This window comes from Tsukamurella pseudospumae, from assembly GCF_001575205.1.
In the GTDB taxonomy this organism is placed as follows: Bacteria; Actinomycetota; Actinomycetes; order Mycobacteriales; family Mycobacteriaceae; genus Tsukamurella; species Tsukamurella pseudospumae.
Genome location: NZ_LSRE01000014.1, coordinates 14,568 through 31,001, shown reverse-complemented (window position 1 = coordinate 31,001; position 16,434 = coordinate 14,568). Strand labels below are relative to the sequence as shown.

Sequence of the window (16,434 nt, the reverse complement as noted above, 5' to 3'; positions counted from 1 at the left end):
TCATACCCGCACTCCTGCCCTGCGCCGCCTGCGGCGCACCGTCTGCGTCGCAGCGCGCCGCGCATCGATCGCCTTGGCGTAACTCTCCAGCAGTCCGTCGGCCGTGCGGGCCCACGAGAACTGCCGGGCGTGGGCGGCAGCACCGTCGGAAAGCCTGTGCCGCAGTGCGGGATCCGCGGTGAGCTCGTCAAGGACGGCCGTCCAGGACCCGGGCTCGTGTCCGTCCACGAGGCGACCCGAGACACCGTCGGCGACGGCGACCGGGAGCCCGCCCACCCGCGCGGCCACGACGGGCGTTCCGCACGCCTGCGCCTCGACGGCGACGAGCCCGAAGGACTCGGAGTAGCTGGGGACGACGACCACGTCGGACGCGCGGTAGACCTCGGCCAGCCCGGCGGGCGGGCGCGGCGGGCCGAAGGTCACGGAGTCCTCGATCCCGAGCTCCCGGGCGAGGGCGATCAGCGCGTCGGGCCGCTCGAGCCCCGTGCCCGACGGTCCGCCGACCACCAGGACACGGATCCGGCGCTCCGGATGCGCGTGGATCAGCGGGGCGGCGGCACGGAGCAGCAGGTCGGGGGCCTTGTGCGGCTGGATGCGGCCGACGAAGGTGAGCACGATCTCGTCGTCGGCGATGCCGAGCTCGCGGCGGGCCGCGGTGCCGTCGCCTGGCGTGTAGGTGTTCAGGTCGGCGCCGGGGTAGACCACGTCGATGCGGCTCTGCGGGACGTCGTGGATCGCGGCGAGCTGGCCCGCCTCGACCTCGGTGTTGACGATCAGCCGGTCGGCCTCGTCGGAGACCTGCTGCTCACCGATGATGCGGGCCTGCGGCTCGGCGGTATCCCCGATCGCGAGGGCGTTGTTCTTCACCGCCGCCAGGGTGTGGGCGGTGTGCACCAGCGGCACGCCCCAGCGGTCGCGGGCCAACCAGCCAACCTGGCCGGAGAGCCAGTAGTGCGAGTGGATGAGGTCGAAGTAGCCGGGCTCCTCGCGGGCCTCGGCGCGCTGCACGCCCGCGGCGAAGGCGCACAGCTGCGCGGGCAGGTCCGTCTTGTCCAGGCCCTCGAAGGGCCCGGCGACGATGTTGCGCACTCGGATGCCGGGCGCGGCCTCGACGATCGGCTGGTCCGCCGACGCCGTGGCACGCGTGAAGATCTCCACCTCGATGCCGCGTTTCGCGAGCTCCAGGGAGGTCTGCCAGATGTAGACGTTCATCCCGCCGGCGTCACCCGTGCCGGGCTGGGCCAGCGGCGACGTGTGCACCGACAACACCGCGATCCGGCGCGGCGTGACGGCGGCCGCGGACTTACCAGTAGGCACGCCGTCCAGCTTAACCCCGCCCGATCAGCGCGCCAGTCCGAGGAGCTCGCGGGCACTGCGGGCCGGGTCCACCACGAACGGGGCGTGTCCGCCGCCGTCCCACCAGGACAGGGTCGCGTTCGGCAGGACCTTCGCGTGGTGCTCCGCGGTCGACGGTGCCACCACCTCGTCATCCTTTCCGTGCTGGATCAGGACGGGGAAGGTCCAGGACGCCAGGTCCGCATCGTGGTCGACGGTGCGCCGGAACAGCCCGCCGCGCACGGCCGGGGGCGTGGCCAGGGCGATGCCGAACTGCTGCTGGGCGACGGGGCCGAGGACGTCCTGGTCGAAGCCGTGCGGCAGCATCCTCAGCTTCGCGAGCGCGGTGATGGCCTTGCCCGCGTGCGCGGACAGGGCGGCCGGGAGTGCGGCGTTCATGGAGTCGCCGGTGACGCCGCCCGGGAACGGCCCGGTCTCCTTCGCGCCGCCGATGGAAGTGATGGCGCCGATCAGACCGACGGCCTTCACTCCGTCGGTGCCGTGGGTCGCGAGATGGTCCGCGATGATCAGGCCGCCGTAGGACCAGCCGACGGGGATGACCTGCTCCAGGCCGAGGTCGCGGCGGACCACGGCGAGGTCGTCGGCGAAGCGTTCGGTGGAGTAAGGATGATCGGAATCGGGCACCGAGCTGCGGCCGTGGCCGCGGTTGTCCACCGCGACCACGCGATGTCCGGCGGCGGTCAGCTCGCCGATGAATGCCGCGCCCCACGAGTCCGAGCTGGCCGACCAGCCGTGGACCAGCAGGAACGCCGGCTTCGCCGGTTCCGCACCCTCCGCGTAGTCGGTGTAGTAGATCTCCGTGCCGTCGTACGAGACGGCCAATCCCACAGAACGAGTCACGGGATCGAGGCTATCGCCGCGGCTCCGATCGGGCCCGCAGGGCCCGGAACATCGCATCGACGGGGTGCCACTTCTCGCGGACACTCGGATTCTGTCCAAACCGGACGCGCTGTCCATGTCGGCCATAATCCGAGTGCGCGCGGATCAGACATGTCAGCGGTCGGCGTCCGGGCGCAGACGCTTCACCCATCGCACCCAGAGCCAAATCTCTGCCGCCAGCAGTCCCACCGTGGCCACGACCCAAACAGCAACAAGCACCACGTCAGGGGCGCCCATTGCCATGAACGGCAGCGGGATGATCCTTCCGACAATGAAGGTCAGCGCCAGCATGAGCGCACAGAAGAGCGGATAGGCGAGGACCAGTGCGATCACGGCGAAGGCGTCGCCACCTTCTTCTCGCTCGCGGATCTGCTTGCGTGCGACATGTGCCATCGGCACCGTGACGAACGGCAGAATCGGCAGCACCAAGGAGAGGACGAAGGCGACGACTGCCAGAACGTTCGTCGTGCGGGGCGGAGCGACGGGGACCCACTGGTACTGACCGGGAGGGCCCGGCTGCGTGGGCGGGAAAGGCTGAGGCGGCCGGTTGTCCCCGTGCGGCGATACGGATTCGGTCACACCACGCAGTGTCAATCGTCGCGCACGGATTGTCTGTCCCCCGATCGGACTACAGCGCCCATCTGACGCGGATCAGGCTAATCCCCGAACCGCTACGCGGGTTCCTGCTCCAACACGATGCTCTCGCCATCGCCGAGTTCGACGGAGACCCGTAGCTCCCCGCCGAGGGCGGCGACGTACGCCTGCAGGGTGCCGAGTTCGGTGCGGCCTAGGTCACCGCGCTCGATCTTCGAGACGCGGGCCTGCGACACGCCCATGACCTCGGCGATCTCGACCTGCCTGAGCATGCCGAGTTCCTTGCGCAGCTCGGCGAGTTTGTGGACCGCCTGGGCCCGCTCGACGTGGCGGCGCGCCGCTGCCACGCGAACCTCGTCGACCTTGCCCGACTGCACGGCCTCCGCGCGAATGTCCTGCCAACTACGAGCCATCACGCACCTCTCGTCGCGCCGTTCCAGCATCGCGGAATCAATCGGACCACGGTCCGGTTAATGGTAGTGTCAGCTTCACCAGCCAGTCCCGAGGAGGACGTCATGCCCGCCGTCACCGCAGACACCCTGACCCTGCCGCGCATCGCCGCGGCGGCACCGTCGGACACCGAACGCCCCGTCCGGAAGATCACGACCGGGCCCCGCGGCCACGAGGGCGAGGGATTCCCCGTGGTCCGCGCCTTCGCGGGAGTCCACCCGCGCGATCTCGACCCGTTCATCCACATGGATCAGATGGGTGAGGTCGAGTACGAGCCCGGCGAGCCCAAGGGCACCAATTGGCACCCGCACCGCGGCTTCGAGACCGTCACCTACATGATCGACGGCCTGTTCCAGCACCAGGACAGCCACGGCGGCGGCGGACTGATCCAGGACGGCGCCACCCAGTGGATGACCGCCGGCTCCGGCATCCTGCACATCGAGACCCCGCCCGCCGAGCTCGTCGAATCCGGCGGCACCTTCCACGGCATCCAGCTGTGGGTGAACCTGCCCGCCGAGGAGAAGTTCACGACGCCCGCCTACCAGAACCTCGAGGGCGGCCAGACCACGCTCGTGACCACCCCGGACGGCGGCGCGCTGATCCGCATCGTCGCGGGCGAGGTCGACGGGAACGCCGGCCCCGGCTCCACCCGCACCCCGATCAACTTCGTGCACGCGACCATCGCGCCCGGCGCGGAGGCCTCGCTGCCGTGGAACCGCGACTACAACGCGCTGGTCTACGTACTGAGCGGGCGCGGCACCGTCGGGCCCGTGGGGCACCCGATCCACCAGGGTCAGCTCGCGCAGCTCGGCCCCGGCGACCGGATCACCGTGGCGGCGGACGAGTCGCAGGACTCGAACCGTCCGGCGATGGAGGTGTTGATCCTCGGCGGTCGGCCGATCCGCGAGCCCGTCGCGCAGTACGGCCCGTTCGTGATGAACACCAAGGCCGAGCTGATGCAGGCGCTCGAGGACTACAACGCCGGCACGTTCGGCATCATCCCGCCCGACGCACTGATGCCGCACGTCGTGCGGTAGTAGCCTCGCGCCATGCAGGAGTTCCGCGACGCGGTCGAGGCCAAGGACGACGAGGCCGTCGAACGCACACTGGCCGAGAACGTGGTGTTCCACAGCCCCATCGCGATCACGCCGTACGAGGGCAAGCCGACGGTGGCCGCGATCCTGCGCGCCGCGCGTCGCGTGACGGGCCCGGACTTCCGCTACGAGCGCGTCATCAGCAGCGCGGACGGACGCGACCACACTCTCGTCTTCACCACCACGATGAAGGGGAAGGCGGTGCAGGGCTGCGACATCCTGCACCTCGACGACGACGGCCGGATCGACGACTTCACCGTCATGGTCCGGCCGCTGTCCGGCGTGCAGGCGCTCAACGAGGCGATGGGCGCGCAGTTCGGGCGGATCGTCAAGGAGGCCGAGGAGGCCGGCCGCTAGCCTCGCGCCTCCAGCACCGGCAGCGCCAGCTCGGCCCAATCGATGTTCTCCCGCTCGAAGCTCAGCCCCCTCAACAGCGTGAGGTACGGCCCGCCGAGATGCCGGTCGGCGAGCAACTCCTCGCGACGGCGTTCGCCCAGCCAGGTGCGCTCGAGCCGCTCGTAGTACGCGAGCTTCGCGGACGCGGCGTCCCGGAAGGCGCGCACGGCATCGCACACCGCAGCCGGATCCCCGACCTCGACCGCCTGCACCATGACCATCAGCTCGTCCCGGATCGCCACCGCACGCGGGGCGGTCCGGGTGAACGCCGAGAGCTCCGCGCACCCGTCGTCGGTGAGCCGGAAGACCCGCTTGTTCGGCCGCTTCTCCTGCTCGACGGTCCGCGCGACGATCACCCCGTCGGCCTCCATCCGATCGAGCTCGCGGTAGAGCTGCTGCGGCGTGGCCACCCAGAAGGTGGCGCGGGCACCGTCGAACTCCTTGGACAGGTCGTACCCCGAGGCCTCGCCCATCACGAGGAGCGTGGATTCGATCGCATGCCGCAGCGCCATGTCTTCCATTCTAGTCAACTAGTTGACTATGCTGGCGATACCTACTCAACTAGTTCACTAAGGAGTCAGCATGCGAGAGTTCCGCGCCGCCGTCGAGGCCCGCAACGGCGAGGCCTTCGACGGCCTGCTCGCCGACGACGTGACCTTCACCAGCCCCGTCGCCTTCAAGCCCTACAAGGGCCGGCACATCACCGCCGCGATCCTGCGCGGCGTGCTCCGTGTCTTCGAGGACTTCCACTACCTGCGCGAGATCAACGACGGTGACGATCACGCCCTGATCTTCGAGGCGATGGTCGACGGCAAGAAGATCACGGGCTGCGACTTCATCCACGTCAACGACGCGGGCAAGATCGACGACTTCATGGTGATGGTCCGGCCGCTGTCCGCCGCCCAGGCCCTCTCCGCCGCGATGGGCGCGCAGTTCGGCACCATCTCCGAGGAGGCCGTCGCCGCCGCGCAGGCCGAGGCCGTCGCAGCCGGCTCCGAGGCCTGACGGTGCGTCCGCTCACCCTGGTCCGGCAGGCGCTACGGGTCAAGCGGGACACGCCCCGCCTCCCCGAGGCCGCGGGGCGCACGGGCACGGTCACGGGGTCGGGCACCGTCGGGCGGCCCGACGGTGCGCGGATCGTCGCGCTCGGCGACAGCGTGCTCGCCGGGGTGGGCGTCGAGGACCACCGGGACACCCTGTCCGGGCGGCTCGCCGCGGTTCTCGCCGGCGACGGCGGTGCCGAGTGGGACGTGCGTGCGCGGTCCGGCGCGACCGCGGGCGACGTGCCGACACAGGTCGCCGACCTGGGCGATCCCGACGTGGTGCTCATCTCGCTCGGCGTGAACGACGTGAAGAACCTGCACCGCCGGGCGCGCTGGCGACGAGAGCTCGCGGCCGCCCTCGACGCTGCGCTCGCCGCCGCGCCGCGCGCGCAGGTCCTCCTGCTGGGAATGCCGCCGCTCACCGAGTTCCCCGCACTGCCACCGGAACTGGCCGCCGCCCTCGCCGGCCGCGCCCACGGCTTCGACGCCGACGCCCAGCAGCTCGCCGCCGAACGGCCGCGCGTCGCCCACGTCCCCTGCGCGATCCCCGACGCGGCGGGGATGTTCGGGGCCGACGGCTTCCACCCGTCCGCCCTCGCCCACGCGGCGTTCGCCGAGCAGTGCGCGGCCGTGCTGATCAGCCGCTCGGGGAGCCTGCCGACGGCCCAGCCGGGCTGATCCATGCGGGTTCGACTATTCGACAGCGCAACAGGCCCGCGGCTAATCTAACGACAACGATTCCCATTGTTGTCGTCAGGAGTTCCCCCGTGCGCATCCGCCATCGTCTCGCCCAGGTCGTCGGCGCCACCGCCGTCGCCGCGCTGGCGCTCACCGCGTGCGGAACCGCAGCGTCGGAGTCCGGCGACGGCAAGCCGGCGATCGTCGCGTCCACGGACGTCTACGGAGCCGTCGCCAAGGCCGTCGCGGGCGACGACGCGTCGGTGACGTCGCTGTTCACCAACCCGACCGGGGACCCGCACGAGTTCGAGCCCTCCGCGCAGGACACGCTCAAGGTCAAGAAGGCGGCGGTACTCGTCTACAACGGCGGCCACTACGACGCGTACATGGAGAAGGCCGCCGAGGGTGCGTCCGCGGCGAAGGTCGACGCCGTCGCGCTCCACGCCCCCAAGGGCGATAACGAGCACGTCTTCTACGACCTGCCGACCATGCAGAAGGTCGCCGGCGCCGTCGCGAAAGCGCTGTCCGACAAGGACTCCGCGCACCGCGAGGGCTACGAGAGCCGCGCCAAGGCCTTCTCGACCAAGCTGGACGCCGTGATCGCGCAGGCCCGCGCGATCGGCCACGCCAACCCGGGCGCGAAGATCGCCGCGACCGAGCCCGTCGCCGGCTACCTGCTCACGCTCGCCGGCCTCACCGACGTGGCCCCCGCCCGCTACACCGCCGCCATCGAGTCCGGCACCGACCCCGCCCCCGCCGACATCGCGGCCGCGAACGCGCTGGTCAGCGGCAAGCAGGTGAGCGCCGTGGTGCTCAACTCGCAGACCGAGAGCCCGGTCACCACCGCCCTGGCGAAGACCGCCGACACCGCGGGCGTGCCCGTCGTCAAGGTCACCGAGTCGCTGCCGGCGGGCGTCGACGACTACGTCACGTGGCAGGCGGGCAACGTCAAGAGCCTGTCCGACGCGCTCGCGTCCCGCCCGTGACCGCACCGTCGAGCGCCCGGACGGTGAGCGGCGCACCGTCGAGCAAGGGCCCCGTCATCAGCCTGCGCGACGCGGCGCTGCGCTACCCGGACCGTGTCCTGTGGGACGGGCTGGACCTCGACATCGCGCCCGGCGAGTTCATCGCCGTACTCGGCCCGAACGGCGCCGGCAAGACCTCGCTGCTGCGCATCCTGCTCGGGCAGACCCACCTGTCATCCGGAACCGTGCAGGTCAACGGTCGGATCGGGTACATCCCGCAGCAGCGCGCCCTCGACGCGTCCGTGCCCCTGCGCGGGCGCGACCTGGTCGGTCTCGGCTTCGACGGTGCCGCCTGGGGCCTCGGCTTGCGGAACCGGAAGGCCCGACGGTCCGCCGTCGACACCGCCCTCGCGCAGGTCGACGCGGCCGCGTTCGCCGATGCCCCGCTGGGCTCGCTGTCCGGCGGTGAGCAGCAGCGGCTGCGAGTCGCGCAGGCCCTGGCATCGGACCCGACGATCCTGCTCTGCGACGAGCCTCTGCTCTCGCTGGACCCGGGCAACCAGCAGCTCGCCGTCTCGCTCATCGAGCGGCGTCGGCGCGAGCACGACACCGCGGTGCTGTTCGTGACCCACGAGATCAACCCCGTGCTCCCCTACTGCGACCGCGTGCTCTACCTGGTGGACGGCCGGTTCGAGGTGGGGCCGACGAACGACGTGATGACCTCCGAGCGGCTCTCGCGGCTCTACCGGACGCCCGTCGACGTGCTGCACGTCCGCGACCGGCTGGTCGTGGTGGGAGGCGACGAGTAGATGGACCACCTCCGCGAATTCGGCAACCTGTCGCTGACCTGGGAGCTGCTGCAGCAGCCCTTCGTGCTGTGGGCGCTGCTCGCCGCGGCGCTGCTGGGCGTGCTGGCCGGCGTGCTCGGCCCGCTCATCGTGTCGCGTCAGATGGCCTTCAGCGTGCACGGCACGTCCGAGCTGTCGCTGACCGGCGCCGCGTTCGCCCTGCTCATGGGGTGGAGCGTGGGCGCGGGCGCGCTGCTCGGCTCACTGGTGGCGGGCCTGCTGTTCGGGCTGCTCGGGGTGTACGCCCGCGAGCGCGACTCGGTGATCGGCGTGATCATGGCCTTCGGGCTGGGCCTGTCGGTGCTGTTCCTGGCGCTGCACGAGGGCCGGCAGGGCACGGCGTTCGCGCTGCTGACCGGCCAGGTCGTGGCGGTCGGACTCTCCGGGGTCACGCTCATGGCGATCACCACGGTCGTGGTGCTCGCGATCCTCGCGGTGATCTACCGGCCGCTGCTGTTCCTGTCCACGGACCCGGATGTGGCCGCCGCGCACGGTGTCCCGGTGAAGACGCTGTCGGTGGTGTTCGCGATGCTCGTGGGCGCCGCGGCCGCACAGGGCGTGCAGATCGTGGGCGCGCTGCTCGTGATGAGTCTGCTCATCACGCCGGCCGCGGCCGCCGCGCGGGTCACCAGCTCGCCCGGCAAGGCGACGGCGCTCTCGCTGATCTTCGCCCTGGTGTCGGCGGTGGGCGGCATCGTCCTCTCACTCGCCCCCGCGCTGCCGGTCTCGGTGTTCGTCACCTCCATCTCGTTCCTCATCTACATGGTCTGCCGGCTGCTCGGGCAGCGCGGACGACGCGGCACCGTCGCGCCGGTCGAGGAGTCGCACGACTGCCGGCACGCGCTACCGTCGAAGGTGTGAAGATCGACCTCAACGCCGACTGCGGCGAGTCCTACGGCGCGTGGACGCTCGGCGACGACTCCGCCCTGCTGGAGGTCGCGACCTCGGCCAACGTCGCCTGCGGGTTTCACGCCGGCGACCCGACGATCCTCCGTGAGACCTGCTCGCTCGCCGTCGAGCACGGCGTCGCGATCGGCGCGCAGGTCGGGTACGCGGACCTGCGCGGCTTCGGCCGCCGGTCCGTCGATGTTCCCGGCGCGGACCTCACCGCCGACGTGATCTACCAGATCGGCGCCCTGCAGGCGATCGCGCGGAGCGTGGGCGGCACCGTCCGATACGTGAAACCGCATGGTGCGCTGTACAACCGGATCGTCACGGACGAGGCGCAGGCCGCGGCCGTCGTCGAGGGCGTGCTCGCGGCCGCCCCCGACCTCCCGGTGCTCGGCCTCCCCGGCTCGGCGTTCCTCCGCCGCGCGGAGGCGGCCGGGCTACGCACGGTGCGCGAGGCCTTCGCCGACCGCGCCTACCTGCCCGACGGTGCGCTCGTCCCCCGCTCCCGCGAGGGCTCCGTCCTGCACGACCCCGACGAGATCGCCGCGCGCGTACTGCGGATGGTCGCCGACGGCACCGTCGAAGCGATCGACGGCACCGAGGTCGAGGTCGCACCCGACTCCGTGTGCGTGCACGGCGACAACCCGTCCGCGGTCGCCGTCGCGCGCCGCCTGCGGACCGTGCTCGACGGTGCCGGCGTGGCGGTCGCGCCGTTCACGCGCTGACGCTCAGCCGATGAACCGCGTCGGGGCGGTGGCGACGAGGCGGACGCAGTGCGCGACCAATTGCTCGCGCGTGACGTCGAGCCGCCCGGACAGGTACTCGGTGAACAACGAGGTCAGCGCGCCGACGAGCCCGATCGACACGAGTCGCCGGGTGGTCTCGTCGACGTGACTCGGCATCGCGCCGGCCACCACCGCGAAGAAGTCCGGCATGCGACCGAGCCCCCGCTCGGACAACGCGGCCTCGCGGTAGGGCGCGAGCAGGAGCACCCGGCCCGCGTCTGGGTTGTCGATGACCAGCTCGACGAACGCGGCGACGGCCGCCGTCGACATCTCAGCAGGGTTCGCCGCGCCGCGCACCGCGCCCACCAGCGCCTCCTGCGCGCGGTCGCTGACATCGTCGAACACCGCCTGCGCGAAGCCGTCCCGGGTGCCGAAGGCCTCGTAGAAGTAGCGCTCCGTGATGCCCGTCGCCCGACACACGGCACGCACCCCCAGCGCTCCCGCCCCCGCACCGCCGAGCAGCGCGATGCCCTCGTCCAGCATCGCCCGGCGACGGTTCTCCTGCCGTTCCTCGAGCGACGTCATCCGTGCAGACTAGCGCAGACGACCGTGCGTCATAGCAAAACTGTCAGGTCAACGCAGCGAACAACGGATCACTGATTGCGGCGCTGCCGCGCGAACTCCGCGAGCACCACACCGGCGGCGACGGACGCGTTCAGCGACTCCACCGACGAGGCGATGGGGATCGACAGGATCGAGTCGCAGTTCTCGCGCACCAGCCGCGACAGGCCCTTGCCCTCGGATCCGACCACCACGACCACGCCGGTGTCGGCCCGGTAGTCGTCGAGGTCCACGTCGCCACCCGCGTCCAGGCCGACGACCTGCAGGCCGGCCGCCGCGTAATCCGCCAGCGTGCGATTGAGATTCGGAGCCTGCGCCACCGGCAGCCGCGCCGCGGCGCCCGCGGACGTGCGCCAGGTGACGGCGGTGACCGCGGCGGACCGTCGGCCCGGGATGACCACGCCGTGCCCACCGAACGCGGCCGCCGACCGGATCACGGCGCCCAGGTTGCGGGGGTCGGTGATGTTGTCCAGGGCGACGATGAGCGGCGCCTCGCCGCGGTCCTGCGCACGGGCCAGCAGGTCGTCCGGGTGCGCGTAGACGTACGGCGGCACCTGGAGGGCGATGCCCTGGTGCAGGCCGTTCTCACTCATCCGGTCGAGCTCGCCGCGCTGCACCTCGAGGATCGCGATGCCCTTGTCGGCCGCGATCTGCACCGACTCGGTGAGCCGCTCGTCGTTCTGCGCACCGATCGCCACGTACAGCGCCGTCGCGGGGACGTCCGCGCGCAGGCACTCGACGACGGGGTTGCGGCCGAGGACGTACTCGGGCCCGTCGTCGGCGGCGCGACCCGCGACCTTGGGCCGTCGCTGCGGCGTGGTCGCGGCCTTCGCCGCGGCCCGCGCCTTCTTGTGCGCGGGATGGTACGGACGGTCCTTCGCGGCGGGGGTCGCCCCACGCCCCTCGAGCCCGCGGCGCCGAACGCCGCCCGACCCCTGGACCTGCCCCTTCTTGGTGCCCGCCTTGCGGACCGCGCCGCGGCGCTGCGAGTTGCCTGCCATCAGTTGCCCGCCTTCTTCGTGAGTGTCCATGCCGAGCCGTCGGCACCGTCGGTGACCTCGATGCCCGCGGCGTGCAGCCGATCGCGCGACGCGTCGGCCTCGGCCCAGTTCTTGTCCGCCCGGGCGGTCGCGCGCCGCTCGAGCTCGGCCTGGACGAGCACGCCGAGGGCGTCCATCGCCTGACCGTCGCCGCCGTTCTCCGTGACCCAGTGCGGATCCAGCGGGTCGACGCCGAGGATCGAGGTCATCGCCCGCACCGAACCGGCGATCCGCCGCGCCTCGTCGAGGTCCCCCGACTCGAGCGCCGCGTTCCCGGCACGCACGGCGCCGTGCACCTCCGCCAGCGCCGACGGTACGCCGAGATCGTCGTCCAGCGCGGCCGCGAAACCGGCGGTCCACACCCCGAGCCCGACCTCCCCAGCCCGCTCGACGGTGCGCTGCACGAACGACTCGATCCGCCCGTACGCCGTGACGGCCTCCTGCAACGCGCCGGCGGAGTACTCCTGCATCGAGCGGTAGTGCGCCTGACCGAGGTAGTAGCGCAGCTCGACCGCCCGGACCTGCGTGAGCAGGTTCGGGATCGACACCACGTTGCCGAGACTCTTGCTCATCTTCTCGCCGGACATGGTGACCCAGCCGTTGTGCAGCCAGTAGTTCGCGAACGGATCCCCAGCGCCGTGGGCCTGCGCGATCTCGTTCTCGTGGTGCGGGAAGATCAGGTCGATACCGCCGCAGTGGATGTCGAACTGCGCGCCCAGGTAGCTCGTGGCCATCGCCGAGCACTCCAGGTGCCAGCCCGGGCGGCCGTCGCCCCACGGGGACGGCCAGCTCGGCTCTCCCGGCTTCGCGGCCTTCCACAGCGTGAAGTCCAGGGGATCGCGCTTGCCGGTGGCCGCGGACTCGCCCTGGTGCACGTCGTCGACCTTCTGGCGGCTGAGCTCGCCGTAGGTCGTCAGGCTGCGCACGCTGAAGTACACGTCGCCCTCGGACGCGTACGCGTGGCCGCGCTCGATCATCCGCTCCATGTAGGTGACCATCTGGGTGATGAAGCCCGTGGCCCGCGGCTCCGCGGACGGGGGCAGCACCCCCAGCGCGTCGTAGGCGTTCGTGAACTCGCGCTCGTGCGTCGCGGCCCACTCCCACCAGGGGCGACCCGCCTCGGCGGCCTTGCGCAGGATCTTGTCATCGATGTCGGTCACGTTGCGCACGAAGGAGACGTCCGTGCCGTTGGCGAGCAGCCAGCGACGCAGCACGTCGAAGGCCACGCCGCTGCGGATGTGGCCGATGTGCGGGACGCCCTGCACCGTCGCGCCGCAGAGATAGATGCCCGCCTTGCCCTCGATGAGGGGCACGAAGTCACGGACCTCGCGGGTCAGGGAGTCGTAAAGGCGCAGCGTCACGACCGTTGATTCTACGGGTCGGTCCCGAACACCCTCCGCAGGTCAGTCACTTCGTCGTTGCGCCACCTAATAGGTAGGATGTCTCGGTGCCCGATCGTCGTTCGTCCGAGGTCAGCCGCGGAACCGCCATGGGCATCGCGGCCTACCTGCTGTGGGGCCTGTTCCCGCTCTACTTCGACGCGCTGCGGCCCACCGGCGCGTGGGAGATCCTCGCCCATCGCATCCTGTGGAGCCTGCTGCTCTGCGTGATCGTCCTCGCCGTGATCCGGGACTTCGGCTGGATCCGCGGACTCCGCGGGCAGTACCGGCTGATCGCCGGTGTGGGGATCGCGGCGCTGCTCATCGCGACCAACTGGGTCGTCTACATCGCCGCGGTCACCTCGGGTCACACGTCCGACGCCGCTCTCGGCTACTTCCTGAACCCGCTGGTCACCGTCGCACTCGGCGTCGTCGTGCTCGGCGAACGGCTGCGGCCGCTGCAGTGGGCCGCGGTCGGAATCGGGGTGCTCGCGGGCGTCTTCCTGGCGGTCGCGGGCGGGCGCTTCCCGTGGACCTCGCTGGCGCTGGCCTTCTCGTTCGGGATGTACGGGCTGCTCAAGAACAAGGTCGGCGCACACCTGAGTGCGCTGCACGGGCTCACGCTCGAAACCGCGATCCTGGCGCCGCTCGCCGCGATCGCGCTGGCTGTCATCGCGACCTGGGGCGGCGGGCTCGACTTCGGTAGACATGGCGGCGTGCACACCACGCTGCTGGTCCTGTCGGGCGTGGCGACCGCGGTCCCGCTCCTCCTGTTCGCGGCGGCCGCGCGCCGGATTCCGCTGGTGACCGTCGGCCTGATCCAGTTCGCGACGCCCGTCATGCAGTTGCTGTGCGCGGTGCTGTTCCTCGGCGAGCACGTCTCGACCGCGCGGTGGATCGGATTCGGCATCGTCTGGATCGCCCTGATCCTGCTCACGGCCGACACCGTGGTGACGCTGCGTCGCGCTCGGGCCGGCCGGCTCTCGGAGTAGCTTCCGGGGTCAGCCCGCGGCGTAGACCAGGGCCGTCGCCATCGCGGCGACTCCCTCGCCGCGGCCGGTGAGGCCGAGGCCGTCGGTCGTGGTGGCGGACACGGAGACCGGCGCGCCGAGCAGGCCGCTCAGGACCTCCTGCGCCTCCGCCCGCCGCGGACCGACCTTGGGCCGGTTCCCGATCAGCTGCACCGCGGCGTTCCCGACCGTGAAGCCCGCATCGGTGAGCAGCGAACGCACGTGTGTGAGCATCGACGCACCCGTGATCCCGACGTTGTCCGACCGCCCCACCCCGAAGACGGTGCCCAGGTCACCGAGGCCGCCCGCCGAGAGCAGCGCATCGCACAGCGCGTGCACCGCGACGTCGCCGTCGGAGTGACCCGAGCAACCGTCACCGTCGAACCGCAGCCCGAGCATCCAGCACGGACGGCCCGCCTCGAACGGATGGACGTCGGTCCCGATCCCGACCCGCGGCACGATCATGCGAACTCCTCGGCGAGCGCCTGGGCGACCCGCAGGTCGAAGGCGGTGGTGATCTTCATCGCCAGGGGATCCCCGGCGACGGTGACGACGCTGCCGCCCGCCCGCTCGACGAGACCCGCGTCGTCGGTGGCCAGTGCACCGGGCGCGGCTTCGTAGGCCGCGAGCAGCGCGGCGGCGGCGAAACCCTGGGGCGTCTGCACGGCGCGCAGGTCCGCCCGGTCGACGGTGCCGAGCACGGCCCCGTCGGCATCGACCCGTTTGACGGTGTCCACGACCGGCAGCACGGGAATGACGGCGGAGGCGCCGGCGCGCACCGCGTCGACCACCCGCACGATCATCGCGGGCGGCGTCAGCGGCCGGGCCGCGTCGTGCACCAGGACCGTGTCGGCCGCGCCCGCGACGGCCAGGCCGGCCCGCACCGAATCGGTGCGCTCCGCGCCGCCCACGACGACCCGCGCCCGCGGGACGAGGGACCGCGCACCGTCGACCATGTCCTGCGGGACCATGACGACGACCTCGTCGACCGTCCCGGACGCGAAAAGGCCGTCCACCGCCCAGGTGAGCAGTGAACGGCCTTGAAGCTCCACGAACGCCTTGGGGATGTTCAGCCCCAGGCGCGTCCCCTGCCCAGCGGCGGGGACCAGTGCAACGACGGTCAGGACGCGGCCGCCAGCACCTCGTCCAGCAGCAGGGCTGCCTTCTCGTCGTTGGTGGACTCCGCGAGCGCGAGCTCGCCCACCAGGATCTGGCGGGCCTTGGTCAGCATGCGCTTCTCGCCGGCCGACAGCCCGCGATCCTGCTCACGACGCCACAGGTCGCGGACGACCTCGGCCACCTTGTTCACATCGCCCGATGCCAGCTTCTCGAGGTTCGCCTTGTACCGGCGCGACCAGTTCGTGGGCTCCTCGGTGTGGGGCGCGCGCAGGACCTGGAAGACCTTGTCCAGACCCTCCTGACCGACCACGTCACGAACACCGACGACCTCGGCGTTCTCCGCGGGAACCTTGACCGTCAGATCACCCTGTGCGACCTTGAGCACGAGGTACTCACGCTCACGTCCACCGATGGTCTTGATCTCGATAGCTTCGATCAGTGCGGCACCGTGATGGGGGTAGACAACGGTGTCTCCGACCTTGAAAATCATCTGATCCTTGCCCCTTTCGATATGACCAGGATAACACGGGGCCGAATGGGGCTGCTCGGCAACGTCGCAGGTCAGGACTCATACCGGGCTTGACAAGGGAACCCTGGGCTGATCAACGGGGTGATCGCCAACCCTGGACCACGCCCGCCGACGCGGCCGGATGCGCCTTCTACTACGCTGCGTGGTGACATACTCAGCATCGTCCGCACGCGGGTGTCGCCGCGCACGGGGATGGAAACTGGAGGAACCGTGTCCGCACGCACCGTCTCGACCCGCCGCACCGCCACCGCCGTCGCCGGCGCCCTGCTCGCCACCGGCGCCCTGCTCTCGGTGTCCGCGTGCGGTGCCGGCCAGATCTCGCAGACCGCCAACCAGGTCGCCGCGATCAACGGCGCCAACCAGACCTTCGTGGACCAGAAGATCACGCTCACCGACGTGCACGTGCTGTACCCGGTGTCGGGCAGCCAGGGCAAGCTCGCCTTCGTCCTGACGAACCTGAACCCGCAGCAGGGCGACAAGCTCAAGAGCATCACCGACGAGAAGGGCCGCGCCGCGACCATCAGTGGTGACACCACCCTCACCGCCGGCGGCTCGCTCTACGGCACCGCGCCCGCGGGCAGCAACAGCAAGGCCGCGGGCATCACGCGCCTCACCGTCACCGTCCCGGTCGACAGCACCTGGCGCCCCGGCCTGACCAGCAAGCTCTGGTTCCACCTCGAGAAGGCCGGCTCCCTGCCGATCGACGTCCCGATCGACGCGGGCGCCGCGTCGGCCAGCGCCGCGGGCATCACCGTCACCGGCGGAGAGCACGGCGGCGAGCACGGCTCGGGCGAGGGCTCCGGCCACTAGGCCGTCC

Annotated in this window: 21 protein-coding genes; 10 read left to right on the top strand and 11 right to left on the bottom strand. The window is 71.2% G+C overall.

Annotated features, from left to right (window positions below; all coding sequences use genetic code 11):
- The 4 genes from mshA to AXK61_RS12270 all read right to left on the bottom strand — a co-directional run bounded on the left by mshA (window position 1) and on the right by AXK61_RS12270 (window position 3,242).
- Window positions 1–1,317 (bottom strand): D-inositol-3-phosphate glycosyltransferase, encoded by a 1,317-nt coding sequence (mshA, locus tag AXK61_RS12285; RefSeq protein WP_068574170.1) that lies wholly within the window; start codon window positions 1,315–1,317, stop codon window positions 1–3.
- Between the two features lie 24 nt (window positions 1,318–1,341).
- On the bottom strand, window positions 1,342–2,196 hold the full coding sequence (locus AXK61_RS12280) for an alpha/beta fold hydrolase (protein ID WP_068574168.1): 855 nt from the start codon (window positions 2,194–2,196) through the stop codon (window positions 1,342–1,344).
- 153 nt (window positions 2,197–2,349) lie between these two features.
- Window positions 2,350–2,814: a DUF4190 domain-containing protein gene (locus AXK61_RS12275; RefSeq protein WP_068574166.1), complete on the bottom strand. Its 465-nt coding sequence runs from the start codon at window positions 2,812–2,814 to the stop codon at window positions 2,350–2,352.
- Window positions 2,815–2,906: 92 nt separating this feature from the next.
- On the bottom strand, window positions 2,907–3,242 hold the full coding sequence (locus AXK61_RS12270) for a helix-turn-helix domain-containing protein (RefSeq protein WP_068575275.1): 336 nt from the start codon (window positions 3,240–3,242) through the stop codon (window positions 2,907–2,909).
- 102 nt (window positions 3,243–3,344) lie between these two features.
- On the opposite strand from AXK61_RS12270, the gene AXK61_RS12265 reads away from it, so the two are divergent.
- Together AXK61_RS12265 and AXK61_RS12260 are read left to right on the top strand one after the other, a co-directional pair.
- Window positions 3,345–4,316, top strand: a complete 972-nt coding sequence (locus tag AXK61_RS12265; protein WP_068745540.1) for a pirin family protein — start codon at window positions 3,345–3,347, stop codon at window positions 4,314–4,316.
- A 12-nt stretch (window positions 4,317–4,328) separates the two neighbouring features.
- The gene (locus AXK61_RS12260) at window positions 4,329–4,730 is read left to right on the top strand and encodes a nuclear transport factor 2 family protein (RefSeq protein ID WP_068745539.1); all 402 of its coding nucleotides are present in this window, start codon (window positions 4,329–4,331) and stop codon (window positions 4,728–4,730) included.
- Here the strand turns inward: AXK61_RS12260 and AXK61_RS12255 are convergent.
- The gene (locus tag AXK61_RS12255; protein ID WP_068574160.1) at window positions 4,727–5,281 is read right to left on the bottom strand and encodes a PadR family transcriptional regulator; all 555 of its coding nucleotides are present in this window, start codon (window positions 5,279–5,281) and stop codon (window positions 4,727–4,729) included. The two genes, AXK61_RS12260 and AXK61_RS12255, sit on opposite strands and share 4 nt — an antisense overlap.
- A gap of 70 nt (window positions 5,282–5,351) precedes the next feature.
- On the opposite strand from AXK61_RS12255, the gene AXK61_RS12250 reads away from it, so the two are divergent.
- The 6 genes from AXK61_RS12250 to AXK61_RS12225 all read left to right on the top strand — a co-directional run bounded on the left by AXK61_RS12250 (window position 5,352) and on the right by AXK61_RS12225 (window position 9,919).
- Entirely contained in the window at window positions 5,352–5,774 is a 423-nt protein-coding gene (locus AXK61_RS12250; RefSeq protein WP_068574158.1) for a nuclear transport factor 2 family protein, read from the top strand.
- A 2-nt stretch (window positions 5,775–5,776) separates the two neighbouring features.
- Window positions 5,777–6,490: an SGNH/GDSL hydrolase family protein gene (locus AXK61_RS12245; RefSeq protein WP_068574156.1), complete on the top strand. Its 714-nt coding sequence runs from the start codon at window positions 5,777–5,779 to the stop codon at window positions 6,488–6,490.
- Window positions 6,491–6,579: 89 nt separating this feature from the next.
- Complete coding sequence (locus AXK61_RS12240) at window positions 6,580–7,476, top strand: metal ABC transporter solute-binding protein, Zn/Mn family (protein ID WP_231855524.1); 897 nt, start codon at window positions 6,580–6,582, stop codon at window positions 7,474–7,476.
- 23 nt (window positions 7,477–7,499) lie between these two features.
- Window positions 7,500–8,264: a metal ABC transporter ATP-binding protein gene (locus AXK61_RS12235; protein WP_082789329.1), complete on the top strand. Its 765-nt coding sequence runs from the start codon at window positions 7,500–7,502 to the stop codon at window positions 8,262–8,264.
- Complete coding sequence (locus AXK61_RS12230) at window positions 8,265–9,164, top strand: metal ABC transporter permease (protein ID WP_068745533.1); 900 nt, start codon at window positions 8,265–8,267, stop codon at window positions 9,162–9,164. It abuts the gene before it with no gap.
- The gene (locus AXK61_RS12225; protein ID WP_068574147.1) at window positions 9,161–9,919 is read left to right on the top strand and encodes a LamB/YcsF family protein; all 759 of its coding nucleotides are present in this window, start codon (window positions 9,161–9,163) and stop codon (window positions 9,917–9,919) included. The genes AXK61_RS12230 and AXK61_RS12225 overlap by 4 nt, the downstream gene beginning before the upstream one ends.
- Window positions 9,920–9,922: 3 nt before the next feature.
- Here the strand turns inward: AXK61_RS12225 and AXK61_RS12220 are convergent, their stop codons facing one another.
- From AXK61_RS12220 to cysS, 3 genes are all read right to left on the bottom strand, one after another.
- Window positions 9,923–10,504 (bottom strand): TetR/AcrR family transcriptional regulator, encoded by a 582-nt coding sequence (locus AXK61_RS12220; protein WP_068574145.1) that lies wholly within the window; start codon window positions 10,502–10,504, stop codon window positions 9,923–9,925.
- A gap of 68 nt (window positions 10,505–10,572) precedes the next feature.
- Window positions 10,573–11,541: a 23S rRNA (guanosine(2251)-2'-O)-methyltransferase RlmB gene (gene rlmB / locus AXK61_RS12215; protein WP_068574143.1), complete on the bottom strand. Its 969-nt coding sequence runs from the start codon at window positions 11,539–11,541 to the stop codon at window positions 10,573–10,575.
- The gene (gene cysS, locus AXK61_RS12210) at window positions 11,541–12,941 is read right to left on the bottom strand and encodes a cysteine--tRNA ligase (RefSeq protein ID WP_068574141.1); all 1,401 of its coding nucleotides are present in this window, start codon (window positions 12,939–12,941) and stop codon (window positions 11,541–11,543) included. The genes rlmB and cysS overlap by 1 nt, the downstream gene beginning before the upstream one ends.
- A gap of 86 nt (window positions 12,942–13,027) precedes the next feature.
- Here cysS and rarD point away from each other — a divergent pair, with 86 nt between their 5' ends.
- The gene (rarD, locus tag AXK61_RS12205) at window positions 13,028–13,951 is read left to right on the top strand and encodes an EamA family transporter RarD (protein ID WP_231855523.1); all 924 of its coding nucleotides are present in this window, start codon (window positions 13,028–13,030) and stop codon (window positions 13,949–13,951) included.
- Window positions 13,952–13,960: 9 nt separating this feature from the next.
- Here the strand turns inward: rarD and ispF are convergent, their stop codons facing one another.
- The 3 genes from ispF to AXK61_RS12190 are packed head-to-tail and all read right to left on the bottom strand — an operon-like array spanning window position 13,961 to window position 15,578.
- A complete protein-coding gene (gene ispF / locus AXK61_RS12200) occupies window positions 13,961–14,428 on the bottom strand; it encodes a 2-C-methyl-D-erythritol 2,4-cyclodiphosphate synthase (RefSeq protein WP_175400104.1) in 468 nt (155 codons plus the stop codon).
- A 2-nt stretch (window positions 14,429–14,430) separates the two neighbouring features.
- The gene (gene ispD / locus AXK61_RS12195; protein WP_082789324.1) at window positions 14,431–15,093 is read right to left on the bottom strand and encodes a 2-C-methyl-D-erythritol 4-phosphate cytidylyltransferase; all 663 of its coding nucleotides are present in this window, start codon (window positions 15,091–15,093) and stop codon (window positions 14,431–14,433) included.
- Window positions 15,090–15,578: a CarD family transcriptional regulator gene (locus AXK61_RS12190; RefSeq protein WP_068745528.1), complete on the bottom strand. Its 489-nt coding sequence runs from the start codon at window positions 15,576–15,578 to the stop codon at window positions 15,090–15,092. Before AXK61_RS12190 ends, ispD begins: the two co-directional genes overlap by 4 nt.
- 249 nt (window positions 15,579–15,827) lie before the next feature.
- On the opposite strand from AXK61_RS12190, the gene AXK61_RS12185 reads away from it, so the two are divergent.
- Window positions 15,828–16,427, top strand: a complete 600-nt coding sequence (locus AXK61_RS12185) for a hypothetical protein (protein WP_068574132.1) — start codon at window positions 15,828–15,830, stop codon at window positions 16,425–16,427.
- The last annotated feature ends 7 nt before the right edge of the window (window positions 16,428–16,434 follow it).